Source organism: Devosia epidermidihirudinis (assembly GCF_000971295.1).
Classification (GTDB): Bacteria; Pseudomonadota; Alphaproteobacteria; order Rhizobiales; family Devosiaceae; genus Devosia; species Devosia epidermidihirudinis.
In genome coordinates, this window is sequence record NZ_LANJ01000044.1 from 33,493 (window position 1) to 47,099 (window position 13,607).

Sequence of the window (13,607 nt, forward strand, 5' to 3'; positions counted from 1 at the left end):
GCTCTGAGTTCTCCTTTGCACATTTCGCAACGGTGAGAGCGCCGCCCATATTCTACGCCATTGTCCCAGGGAGCATTCCCCAACCGGCGTACCCGCTCGCAGTTTTCAGCGAGACGATCCGCCAGGAAGACATTCATGATCTCGATCCTGCGCCACACCTGGGGGCATCGCCGGTCATCTATGGTCTGGAGCGACCGGGCGCCGGTGCGAGAGGAATTGTTCGGCGTCGAAAGACTTGAACAGCACGCCGAGAGCCTGGCTGCAGCGCAGCAGGTCACGGCAGTGCCAATCCGCGTAATGTCGCTGCACACCCGGCTGAATGATAATGCATCAGTGCTGCTGGCCGCCTATCGTGCCAGCGCCGCCGAACTTGAAGGCGGGCAATATGTGGTGCCGGCGGCCGAATGGGTGCTCGACAATTACCACCTGATCGAAGAGCAGATCCGCGAAATCCGGGACGATCTGCCGCCTGGCTATTATCGCCAATTGCCCAAACTGGCCGAGGGCCCCTTTGCCGGATATCCGCGCGTCCTCGGTCTAGCCTGGGCCTATGTTGCGCATACCGATAGTCATTTCGATCCCGAGACATTGGTCCGCTTTATCGCCGCCTACCAGCGGGTTCAGCCGCTGACCATTGGCGAGTTGTGGGCCGTGGCCATCACCCTGCGTATCGTGTTGATCGAGAACCTGCGCCGCCTGGCCGACCAGATCAGCAGCGGGCGCGTCAAACGCGCAGACGCCGATGAACTGGCCAACCAGCTGCTGGTCTCTGGCAATGCCCGCTCGGCTCTGGACAATGACATTGCCCTGCGCGCCGCAGGGCCACTGTCGGAAGTTTTTGCGGCCCAGCTGGCCAAACGCCTGCGCGACCGCGATCCACGAACCACCCCTGCCCTGGGCTGGCTGGAGGAGCGACTGGCCGCACAGGGAACGTCGGTGGAAACCGTAGTGCAACACGCCCAGCAGCGGCAGGGCGCCTCCAATGTCAGCGTGCGCAATGTCATCACCAGCATGCGGGTGATTTCCGATATCGATTGGGCCGATCTGTTCGAGCAGGTGAGCCTCGTCGATGCCCGTTTGCGCGCCCATAGTGCCTTCGGCGAAATGGACTTCGCGACCCGCAATCTCTACCGCAGCGCCATTGAACAGTTGGCGCGAGGCTCCGACTTCACCGAGCTTGAAGTGGCCGACAAGGCGCTGGAAGCAGCTGAGCAGATCGGCGATGAACGTGATGCCGAGCGCATGGCTGATCCGGGCTATTACCTGATCGCCGAGGGCCGGGCAGAGCTGGAGCGCGTGCTGGATTTTCGCGCTCCCCCTCGCCTCCGCTTTAGCCGATTTAATAGTCGGCTCGGCATAGGTGGCTATATCGGGTTTATTCTGGCCCTCACGGTCCTGTTGTTGGCACTGGCGGTCTGGGCTCTGACCGCAACCGGCGGCACGGCCGGCTGGCTACTGGCCTTTGCGATCATCGCCTTGCTGCCGATGACCGAGGTGGCAACTGCCCTGATCAATCGCGGGGTGGCCTGGAGTTTTGGCGCGACAACATTACCGGCGCTGGAATTGACCAGTGGCGTGCCCCCCTCGCTGCGAACGCTGATCGCCGTTCCGACCTTGCTGACGACTGAAGCGGACCTGATCGAACAGATCGAACAGCTGGAAGTGCATCACCTTGCCGGGGCCAGCGGTGATCTGGTGTTTGCACTGCTACTGGACGGCGTCGACGCGGACGAGGAGACGCTCGAAGGCGACGCCGAGCTGTTGGCCACGGCAGCAGCGGCCATTGCCAGATTGAACGAACGCTACGGCCCGGGTCCAGCTGGCGACCGCTTTTTGGTGCTACACAGAAAGCGCCTGTTCAACGGCAGTGAAAACAAGTGGATGGGCTGGGAGCGTAAGCGCGGCAAGCTACATGAGCTCAACCGGCTGCTGCGCGGAGCAACCGACACCAGCTTCGTACCCATCACCGGGGCAGCGCCACATGTGCCGGTGGATGTGCGCTATGTCATCACACTCGATGCCGACACTCGGCTGCCCCGTGAGGCGGCGCTGCGGCTGATCGGTAAGATGGCGCATCCGCTCAACCATCCGCGTTTCGATGCTGCCGACAAGCAGGTGATCAAGGGCCATGGCATCCTGCAGCCGCGCGTTACGCCATCGCTGCCGCAAGGCAATGATGGCTCGCTCTATCAACGCGCCTATTCGGGGCCGGGCGGCATGGACCCCTACGCGGCGGCCGTTTCCGATGTCTACCAGGACCTTTTTGGCGAGGGCTCGTTCACCGGCAAGGGCATCTATGATGTCGATGCGTTTGAAAAGGCACTGGCGGGACGTGTGCCGGAAAATACCCTGCTGAGCCATGACCTGTTCGAGGGCATTTTCGCGCGATCGGGCCTCGCCTCCGATGTCGAGCTGGTTGAGGGAGCGCCATCGCGCTACGACGTGGCCGTCAAGCGGCAGCATCGCTGGACGCGCGGCGACTGGCAATTACTGCCCTGGCTGTTCAAACGACAGGATGGCGTGCTGACCGTTTCAGCCGTCGGGCGCGGCAAGATGCTCGACAACCTGCGCCGGTCCCTGTTGGCGCCGCTTGCGCTGCTGGCGATGGGGCTCAGCTGGCTGCTCCCGGAGCGGCCAAACCTTTTGGGCGTGTTCATCGTCATCGGCGTTATCGCGCTGCCGGCCTTTCTGCCCTCCTTGCTGTCCGTGTTTCACCGGCGCACGGGCGTTCTCCTCACCAACCATTTCAAATCGGTCGCCGCCGACCTGCGCATTGCCGCCGTCCAGACGTTCCTTACCACTACGTTTTTGCCCGACCAGGCATGGCGCATGGGCGATGCCATTGTCCGCACGCTGGTACGGCTGTTTGTCACCCACCGAAATCTGTTGGAATGGACCACCGCTGCCCAATCCATGGGCAGCCCACGGCTCGGCCTGTTCGGCTTTTATCGCAGCATGGCTGCCGGCACCCTCCTTGGCCTCGCGATCTGCGCTGGCGCGCTAGCCATGGCGCCTGCTGCCTGGACGCTGATCTTGCCATTTGCAGTACTGTGGATTTTGGCCCCTGTCGTCGCGCTCCTGGCCAGCCAGCCACAAGCCCTGCCGGAACGCCTTGCCCTGTCGGATACGGATGCGGATGCGTTGCGGCTGATCGCACGTCGGACCTGGCGGTTCTTCGAGACCTTTGTGACCGCCAACGATCACATGTTGCCGCCGGACAATTTTCAGGAAAATCCCCGCCCCGTTGTGGCGCATCGCACCTCGCCCACCAATATCGGGCTCTATATGCTGTCGGCGGTTGCGGCGCGTGACTTTGGCTGGGCCGGCACCAGCGAAACGATCGAGCGCCTTGAGGCGACATTTGCCTCGATCCGCCGTCTGACCAAATTCCGGGGGCACCTCGTTAACTGGTATGACACGCAGGATCTGCGAGCGTTGGATCCGATCTATGTGTCATCCGTCGATAGCGGCAATCTGGCTGGACACCTGATCGCCCTCGCCAATGCCTGTGAAGAATGGAGCGCGGCTCCATTGGCATTTGATCATCGTCCCGCGCTGGCCGATACATTGCATCTGGCGCGGATCGCATTGATGGGCCTGCCTTCGGCAGAGGGGCCTGCCGCATCTCCCCTAACAACGGCATTTGACGAAATGGAAGCCGAACTCACGGCCACGCGCACCATCCAGGCCGCAACGCCTTCCCTCAGGCGCATGGCCGAAAAAGTGGCCAAGGCGGCGCACGACCTTGTGCCCCTGGTGGGGCAGGATAGTTCGCTCGATCTGATTTTCTGGTGTGAGGCCCTGCGGCGAACCGCGTTCGAGCACGAGCGCGACCTGTCGCAGGCAGGCGCCCCGGCGGCAGAGCTGAGCGAACGACTGCAGGCATTGGCCGACACGGCGCGCCAGATGGCGTTGGACATGGATTTTGCCTGGTTGCTCGATCCCGAGCGTAAGCTGCTGTCGATAGGCTATTCGCTCGTCGACAATCGCCTGGACCCTAGTTGCTACGACCTGCTGGCGTCAGAAGCGCGTCTGGCAAGCCTGTTTGCCGTCGCCAAGGGTGACGTTCCCACCCAGCACTGGTTCCGCCTGGGCCGCGCCGCCACGCCACTGGGCAATGGCTCGGCGCTGATCTCGTGGTCTGGCTCGATGTTCGAATATCTGATGCCATCGCTGGTCATGCGGGAGCCGATCGGCAGTCTGCTCGAAGAAACCAGCCGGCTCGTGGTGGAGCGCCAGCAGGACTATGGCCGCTCGCTCGGCGTGCCATGGGGCATCTCAGAATCCGCCTACAACGCCCGCGACATGGAGCTCACCTACCAGTATTCCAATTTCGGCGTCCCCGGCCTGGGCCTCAAGCGGGGCCTCTCGGACAACGTGGTCATTGCCCCCTACGCGACAGGCCTGGCCACCATGGTCGATCCGCCCGGCGCGCTGCGTAATTATGGGCGTCTTGCCACGCTGGGGGGCAGCGGCCGCTACGGTTTTTTCGAAGCCCTCGACTTCACGCGATCACGGGTGCCCGAGGACAAGGACGTCGCCGTCGTCCGCAACTTCATGGCTCATCACCAGGGCATGACCATCGTCGCCATTGCCAACACCCTGCGGGATGGCCAGATGCGGGAGCGGTTCCACCGCGAACCTATGATCCGGGCCAGCGAGTTACTGCTGCAGGAGCGGGTACCGCGCGATATCGTCACCACCCATCCCCGCGCCGAAGAAGTCAAAGCCTCACCAGCAGAAGCCATCGGGGAAGCCCCCGCCGTGCGCCGCATCCACGCGCCTTCGGGCGGCCAGCCCATTACCCATCTGCTCTCCAATGGGCGCTATGCCGTCATGCTGACCGCTGCCGGCTCGGGCTATAGCCGCTGGCGCGATATCGCCATCACCCGATGGCGGGAAGACGCCACCCGTGATGACTGGGGCTCATACATCATTGTCCGGGACACCCAGAACGGAAACGTATGGTCGGCGGGCACTCAGCCCATCAAGAACGACGCCGACCATGACGAGGTCATTTTTGGCGAAGATCACGTCGAGTTCACCCGCCGCTATGGCTCGCTGACCACCACGACCGATGTGCTGGTTTCGGGCGAAGATGATGGTGAAGTGCGCCGGGTTACCCTGACCAATACCGGCCGCCGCCCCCGCGAGATCGAGCTGACGTCATACGCCGAAGTCGTGCTTACCACGCCGGCGACCGACAATGCCCACCCCGCCTTTGCCAAGATGTTTGTCCAGACCGAGCACCTGCCCGAATTCGATGCGATCATCGCCACGCGCCGTCCGCGCTCTGCGTCCGACCCGCAAGTCTGGGCGGCCCATTTCGCGGTTGTGGAAGGCGAACTCGCCGCTGACCCGCAATATGAAACCGATCGGGCGAAGTTTATCGGCAATGCGCGGGCGCTGGGCGATGCAGCGGTGTTGCGGCTGGGCCGGCCATTGTCCAACACCGTCGGCACGGTGCTCGATCCGATTTTCTCGCTGCGTCGTCGCCTCAAGGTGTCACCCGGCAAGGTCTCGCGCGTCGCATTCTGGACCATAGTCGCAGCATCGCGCGCCGAATTGCTGGACCTGCTCGACAAGCACCACGACCGCAGCGCCTTCGAACGCGCCAAGACCCTGGCCTGGACCCAGGCGCAGGTGGAATTGCGCCACCTCGACGTTGACGCGCAGGAGGCAGCGGATTTCCAGCGGCTCGCCGCGCCGATCCTTTACGCCGACAAGCGCTTCCGCCCCTCCTCCGAGATCATCGGCAAGGGCGCGGGCCCGCAGTCTGGCCTGTGGCCCATGTCCATCTCGGGCGACCTGCCGATCGTTCTGCTTCGCATCGAAGATGTCGAGGACATTGCGCAGGTGCGCCAATTGCTCCGCGCCCAAGAATATTGGCGGATGAAACGGCTGGGCGTCGACCTCGTCATCATCAACGAGCGCGGCTCTTCCTATGTTCAGGATCTGCAGATCGCCATCGAGACTGCCGTGCGCAGCAGCCAGCTGCGGCCGAATTTCGGTGAGCCGCTCGGCAAGGGTGCGGTCTATACGCTGCGTGCCGATTTAATGAGCGTCGAGGCGCGTGCCCTGCTCCGGTCGGTAGCGCGTGTCGTGCTCAACGCCCACAACGGCTCGATCAGCCACCAGCTCGACCTGATGCCGATTGTAGCGGCCCCGCCTTTGCTGGCGCGTGCCCATCGGATCAATGACCCGGTTATCCTGACGACACCCGCCCTGGAATTCTTCAACGGCCTGGGCGGTTTTGATGCTGATGGCACTGAATATGTTACCGTCCTCAACGCCGGGCAGAGCACACCCGCCCCTTGGATCAACGTCATTGCCAATCCCGATTTCGGCTTTCAGGTGTCCGCTGAAGGCAGCGGCTATAGCTGGGCCGCCAACAGCCGCGAGAACCAGCTGACGCAATGGTCGAATGACCCCGTGACCGATCCGACGGGCGAAGCGTTCTATATTCGGGACGAAGACACGGCCGATCTCTGGAGCCCCACGGCCCAGCCGATCCGCGATGGCGGCACCTATATCGCCCGCCATGGGTTCGGCTATAGCCGGTTCGAGCACAGCGCCAACGGCATCGCCAGCACTCTGCTGCAATATGTGCCGCTCGGCGATCCGATCAAGATCTCGCGGCTCACCCTGACCAATCTGTCGGGCAAACCGCGGCGCCTGTCGGTGACGAGCTACGCGGAATGGGTGCTAGGCACGGCGCGTGGCGCCTCAGCGCCGTTCATTGCCACGGAAATGGACACTACAAGCGGCGCAGTTTTCGCTCACAACCCCTGGAGTCCGGCCTTTTCAGACCGGATCGCCTTTTCCGACCTTGGTGGGCACCACACCGGCTGGACCGCCGATCGCACTGAATTTATCGGACGCCATGGCAGCCTGGCCGCGCCTGCAGCCTTGCTCGGCCGCACCCGCTTGTCAGCCAGTAGCGGCACGGGACTGGATCCCTGCGCAGCACTCCAGCGGGTCGTCGAGCTCGGCATCGGGGAAACCATCGAGATCGTCTCGTTCATCGGCCAGAGTGGATCGCCTGAAGCTGTTCGGGATTTGATCACCCGCTATCGCAGCGCCGATCTCGATCAGGTTCTGGCTGACGTAACCAACCATTGGAGCGGCTTGCTGGGCGCTATTCAGGTCAAGACGCCTGATCGCGCCATGGACATCATGCTCAATGGCTGGCTGCTCTATCAAACGCTTGCCTGTCGCGTCTGGGCCCGCTCGGCCTTTTATCAGGCGAGTGGCGCATACGGCTTCCGCGACCAGCTGCAGGACGGCATGGCCCTGACCTTTGCTATCCCCGAGGAAACGCGGCGGCATCTGCTACGAGCGGCGGCCCGCCAGTTTCCGGAAGGAGACGTGCAGCACTGGTGGCTACCGCAATCTGGCCAAGGCGTGCGTACACGTATTTCCGATGATCGCGTCTGGCTGGCTTTTGCCACCGCCACCTATATCGCCGCCTCGGGCGATGCCGCCATCCTGGATGAAACCGTGCCGTTTCTCGAAGGCCCGCGCCTGCTCCCGGAAGAGCACGATGCATTCTTCCAGCCGATGCTTGCGGACGAGAGCGCAAGCCTTTTCGAGCACTGCGCAGGTGGGCTCGACCAATGCCTTGAACTGACCGGCAAACACGGCCTGCCCCTGATGGGCACCGGCGACTGGAACGATGGCATGAGCAGGGTTGGCGAAGGTGGCAAGGGCGAGAGCGTCTGGCTGGCCTGGCTGTTGATCCGCACCATCACGCTATTCCTGCCCTTGGCAGAAGCCCGCGCCCCAGAACGCGCAAAACGCTGGCGTGCCCATATGGGCCGCGTTCGGGCCGCGATCGAACGTCACGCCTGGGATGGCGAATGGTACCGCCGCGCCACCTTTGACGATGGCACCTGGCTTGGCTCCAGGCTGAGCGAGGAATGCCAGATCGACTCCATTGCCCAATCCTGGGCGGTACTGTCGGGCGTTGCAGATCCCGCTCGAGCCGCCACCGCCATGGCATCATTACAAAGCCATCTGGTTCGACCGCATGAAGGCTTGGCGCTGCTCTTCACCCCGCCCTTTGACAAGACACCGCACGATCCCGGCTATATCAAGGGCTATCCTCCGGGCCTACGCGAGAATGGCGGACAGTATAGCCACGCCGCCATGTGGGCGATCATGGCCTTTGCCAAGCTGGGCCAGGGCGACAAGTCGCACCACCTCTTCGGCTTGCTCAATCCTATCAACCACGCGCATACGCCCGAACAGGTCAACCGCTACAAGGTGGAACCCTATGTGATCGCCGCCGATGTCTATTCGGTAGCGCCCCATGTCGGTCGCGGCGGCTGGACCTGGTATACCGGCTCTGCCGGGTGGATGCATCGTGCTGGACTCGAAGCCATCCTCGGAATTACCCGCGAAGGGAACAACCTGATCATCGCGCCCTGCCTGCCCTCGACCTGGCCTGGGTTTGAAGCCACAGTCAACTTGAGCGGCACGCAGTACGATTTCCGCGTGATCAACACTGCCGCAGATGCGGGCACGCAAATTGAGCGTGTCATTGTCGACGGCACTGAGCGTCACCCAATGCCAAGTCCGCTGCGGTTCCCCCTCGACGGCGGCTCCCATCGGGTGGAAATCCACTACGGGAAATAATTCCCCCTCATCGCGCCGCTCTGCTCCAAAGGGCGGAGTGCGCCTCTCTGCCTCTACGACGAATAGACTGGAGAGATATTCCGCGCCCCGAGCACACAGGCCCGCAAGTGGGGTTCCCCCAGAGGATGGCTTTTGCTATCGAAGTGCCGTGGTCCCGTAGCTCAGCTGGATAGAGCACCGGATTCCTAATCCGGGGGTCGTGGGTTCGAATCCCGCCGGGGTCACCACATCATTTTAGCGCGCCAGACCTGCCCCGAACTGCCGGGAACCCTCCACCCGTGAGTGAAGGCCGCTCACGCGGAGCGGCCTCTGATGCGGTCGACAAGACCGACGACCAGCATGAAGAAACTGGGGACGAAGAAAATCCCCAGGGCTGTCGCAGCGATCATGCCGCCCAGCACGGCGATACCGATGGCGTTCTGCGCGCCCGAGCCGGCGCCGGTGGCTGTGGCGAGCGGCGTAACGCCAAGAATGAACGCCAGCGATGTCATGATGATCGGCCGCAAGCGCAGGCGCGCCGCTTCCATGACTGCATCGCGCAGCGTTCTGCCCTGATCGCGCAGGTCCTTGGCAAACTCGACGATGAGGATGGCGTTTTTGGCCGCCAGCCCCATTGTAGCGAGCAGGCCCACCTTGAAGTAGACGTCATTGGTCTGACCGAACAGATAGGCCGCCAGCAGCGCGCCAAGAATGCCCACTGGAACGGCCAGCATCACCGAGAACGGGATGGTCCAGCTTTCGTAGAGCGCCGCCAGACACAGGAACACCACGAGCAGCGACACCGCATAGAGGATGAATGCCTGTGAGCCAGAGAGACGCTCCTGATAGGACTGGCCGGACCAGGCGGCAGTGAAACCGCCATCGAGCTGGGCGACCAGCCGCTCCATTTCGTCCATCGCCTCACCCGAACTCACGCCTTCAACCGGGGAGCCCGAGATCGAAATCGACCCGGTGCCGTTAAAGCGCGACAAGCCGCGGGCCCCTTCGGTCCATACCGTGTCCGAAAAAGCGCTGAACGGCACCATTTCGCCCTTGGCATTGCGGGCATACCATTTGCCGATATCTTCAGGCTGCATGCGATAGGGCGCATCACCCTGCACATAGACCGGCTTGATCTCATTGCCCATGACGAAATCGTTCACATAGGACCCTGCGAAAGCAATCTGCAGGATGGCGTTGGCTGCGGTGACATCCACCCCAAGCGCGCGAGCCTTTTCCTGATCGATCTCGACCTTGAGCTGGCTTTCCTTGCGTCCCGCATTGCCGCTCACATTGGTGACATAGGCATTGCCGGTCGCCAACTCGGCCAATTGGTTGCTGGCCTCGCTCAAAGCATCTCGCCCTGCATTGGCGGTATCCATCAATTGCAGTGAGAACCCGCTCGAATTGCCCAGACCCTGAATGGCAGGCGGCGCCACAGCAAACACCTGCGCATCGCGGATCTGCTGGAAATAGAGACGCGCGCGGTTGGCCACGGCTTGCGACTTTTGATCCGGATGCGTGCGGTCGTGGAAATCCTTGAGGCGCACATAGGCCATGGCCGAGTTTTCCCCGCCACCACCAAAGCCAAAGCCCAGCGTGGTAAAGACGCTTTCCACGCTCTCGGTCTCATAGGTCATGTAATAGTGCTCGACCATTTCGATCACCGCCTGAGTGCGCGCCGAATTGGCGCCATTGGGCAGGCTAATCATGGTCATCAGCACGCCCTGATCTTCCTCGGGCAGGAAGGACGAGGGCAACTGGTTGAAGGTCCACCAGGCGCCACCGCACAGTGCGGCAAACAGCGCCAACACCAGCAGCGGCACCCGGATCAACAGGCCCACGGTTTTGACATAGCCGCGCGTAAAGCCGCCAAAGCCCCAGTTAAACCAGCCAAAAAGCCGAGATTTCTTGGTGTGGGGCTTGAGCATGATCGCGCAGAGCGCCGGTGTCAGGATGATGGCGACCGCCGCTGACAGCGCCATCGCCGAGACGATCGTGACCGAGAACTGGCGATAGATAACGCCCGTCGCGCCTGCAAAGAATGCCATGGGCACGAACACCGCCGACAGCACGAGCGCGATGCCGATCAGCGCACCGGTGATCTCGCCCATGGATTTTTCGGTGGCTTCGCGGGCGGAAAGCCCCTCTTCCTCCATAATGCGCTCGACGTTTTCAACGACGACGATGGCGTCGTCGACGAGCAAACCGATGGCCAGCACCACGGCGAACATAGTCAGCGTGTTGATCGAGTACCCCAATATCGCCAGCACACCGAAAGTGCCCGCCAACACCACTGGGACGGCGATCATCGGGATCAGCGTGGCGCGCCAGTTCTGCAGAAAGATCAGCAGCACCACAAACACCAGGATGATGGCTTCGATCAGTGTTTCGATCACCTTTTCGATCGACAGTTCGACGAAGGGCGTCGTCTCGTAGGCGTATTCAATTTCCACCCCATCGGGCAGCGCAGGGCCGATGCCGTCGAGCGCGGCATGCACCGCATTGGCGGTATTGATGGCATTGGCGCCACTGGCCAGCTGCACCCCGAAACCGGCAGCGGGATAGCTGTTGTAGCGCGAATTCACGCCATAAGATTGCAGCCCGATTTCCACCCGCGCCACTTCGCCCAGCCGCACCAGAGAGCCGTCATCGCCCGATTTGAGAATGATCGCCTGGAATTCCTCGACGCTTTGCAGCCGCGATTGTGCGGTGATGGTGGCGCGCAATTGCTGGCCTTCGACCACCGGCGTTGAGCCGATCGAGCCAATGGAAACCTGCACGTTTTGTGATTGCACGGCCGCGCGCACGTCGGCCGGGGTCAGCCCATAGGCAGCCAGGCTCACCGGATCGAGCCAGATACGCATGGCATAGCCCGAACCGAAGGATTGCAACGACCCCACACCTTGGGCTCGCTCGATACGGGGCTCCACCACGCTGGACATGATGTCGGCCAGCTCATTGGTGGAATACTTGCCATCCTTAGAGACAATGGCACCGATCATCAGAATGCTGTCGCCCGAACGGAAAACCCGCAGGCCGGCCGAACGCACGGACTCGGGCAGGCGGCTTTCCACCTGGGCAAGGTTGTTCTGCACCTGGACCTGGGCGGTGTCGGGATTGACGCTATTGTCAAAGGTCAGCGTGACGCTGCCCGAACCGGTCGAGGAATTGGCGCTCATATAGGTGAGCCCATCCAGCCCCGTCATGGCGGACTCGATAACCGTGGTCACCGAGTTTTCGACGGCATCGGCGCTGGCGCCGGCATAGGTGGCGCTGATGCGCACCGTGGTCGGAGCGATCTCAGGATATTGGGAAACCGGCAGGGTCGAAATCCCCACCACGCCACCCAACATCGTTACAATAGCCAGCACGATGGCAAAGACCGGACGAGCAATAAAGAAGCTGGCCAGCGAGCGGCGAACCGGCGGCAGATGATCGGTCAAGCTCACGGGCGATTTCCCCCTGCGGCCGGACGGGCAGCAGCCGCGCCGCCCTCAGTGCCAGCAGCAGGGCCTGCGCCCTCGCGACCTGCGCCTGCGCCTCGGTCACCGCCTCCAGCGCCTCCGGGTCGGCCTACCCGCTCGGGGGTGGACCCTGGTGGAAGCAACGTCTGGGCAATTACGCCATTGGGACCAATTTCAACCGGAACCGGCGCGATGGGTGAGTTGTCGGAAATTTTCTGGATGCCATCAACGATCAGCCGATCACCGGGATTGATGCCCGCGGTGACGACCCAGTTGTGGTCGAGGCTGCGATTGGTTTCGATGACGCGCAAATCGGCCTTGTCGTCGTCGGTCACAAAAAACGCCGTCGCCAGGCCGCGGGAATCGCGCATCACCGCCCGTTGCGGCACCAGATAAACGCTCTGTTCACCCGCCAGCTTAACGTCGGCTCGCACAAACATGCCCGGCATCAGCAAGCGATCAGGATTGGGGATCACAGCCCGCAGGTTGAACGTGCCGGTGCTCTCGCTCACCACCACATCGGCCAGATCGACATAACCCGTCCGCTCATAGGTCGAACCATCTTCGAGCAGCACGGTCACTTCTGGGCGCTGGCTGGCGCCCCCATTACTGCCGTTCTCCAGTGCATTGGCGCGGCGCAGCGACAGCAGGTTGCGACTGGTATCGACCAGGGTCACATAGACCGGATCGAGCTGGCGGATGGTGGCGATGGCTGTTTGCGGGGAGATTACGTCGCCCACGTTGACGCTGGTGGTGCCAATAACGCCACCGACCGGGGCCAGAATTCGGGTTTGGTTGAGGGCAATTTCGGCCGAACGCAGGTTGGCCTGCTGCACCTCCATATCCGCCTGTGCCAGCAACAAGGCCGTGCGCGCCGTGTCGCGTGCCACCTGGGTGATGCTGCCGGCAAGCGCATCATTGCGGGTCACAGCCTGCTGGGCAGTCACCAGGCTCGCCTCGGCCTTGCTCAAATTGGCCCGGGCAATGGCGACCGCTGCCTGTTGCGTACCGTCCACCAAAGTCAGCAGGACGGCGCCCGGCTCGATCAGCGCCCCTTCCTCAAACTCGATGCTGGCGACGGTGCCGCTCAACTGGGAACTGACATTGGCCGTCGAGGAAGCCGAAATGCGCCCCGACAGATGCTGCACCAGCGGAATATTCTCGGGCGTCGGCTCAATATAGCCAACGGCGGTGGGGCCGGTCGGCGCGCCGCCGCGACCCATTTGGGCCTGAGCCAACGTAGTAAGGGAGAGCAGCGCAATTGCCGCGAGAGTGTAACGAGACCGTGCCGACATGCAGTCCCTCCGTGCAGGCTTCCAAAAATATAAGCCGAACAGATGCCTACACTCAGCCAGAGGCACAAGTTTCCATTTGGTAAGGTTGCGCACACGCATGGCGATAGGGACTTAAGCCCGATCGAACATGCCGACAGCTATAGGGCTCGCGATCAACGGCCCATCGGGTGCGCACAGGTCGCACACACATTTGCGGCCTCGACACGTTTCGTTAAGGCTATTGCAGGTC

General features: G+C 62.4%; 3 protein-coding genes and 1 tRNA gene. 2 read left to right on the plus strand and 2 right to left on the minus strand.

The window, feature by feature from the left end; all coding sequences use genetic code 11:
• The first annotated feature begins 135 nt into the window (after window positions 1–135).
• Together WH87_RS14610 and WH87_RS14615 are read left to right on the plus strand one after the other, a co-directional pair.
• Window positions 136–8,637, plus strand: coding sequence for a GH36-type glycosyl hydrolase domain-containing protein (locus WH87_RS14610; RefSeq protein ID WP_046140830.1), 8,502 nt, complete (start codon window positions 136–138; stop codon window positions 8,635–8,637).
• 150 nt (window positions 8,638–8,787) lie between these two features.
• A tRNA-Arg gene (locus WH87_RS14615) sits at window positions 8,788–8,864 on the plus strand.
• Window positions 8,865–8,930: 66 nt separating this feature from the next.
• Here the strand turns inward: WH87_RS14615 and WH87_RS14620 are convergent.
• Together WH87_RS14620 and WH87_RS14625 are read right to left on the minus strand one after the other, a co-directional pair.
• On the minus strand, window positions 8,931–12,029 hold the full coding sequence (locus tag WH87_RS14620; protein ID WP_046140887.1) for an efflux RND transporter permease subunit: 3,099 nt from the start codon (window positions 12,027–12,029) through the stop codon (window positions 8,931–8,933).
• Window positions 12,030–12,064: 35 nt separating this feature from the next.
• Window positions 12,065–13,378, minus strand: a complete 1,314-nt coding sequence (locus WH87_RS14625) for an efflux RND transporter periplasmic adaptor subunit (RefSeq protein ID WP_197410822.1) — start codon at window positions 13,376–13,378, stop codon at window positions 12,065–12,067.
• Between the last annotated feature and the right edge of the window lie 229 nt (window positions 13,379–13,607).

What these genes read in the sequence shown, in the direction of transcription:
- WH87_RS14610 (WP_046140830.1), top strand. Translation starts at nt 136, where the DNA reads ATGATCTCGATCCTGCGCCACACCTGGGGGCATCGCCGGTCATCTATG.
- WH87_RS14625 (WP_197410822.1), bottom strand. Translation starts at nt 13,378, where the DNA reads ATGTCGGCACGGTCTCGTTACACTCTCGCGGCAATTGCGCTGCTCTCC.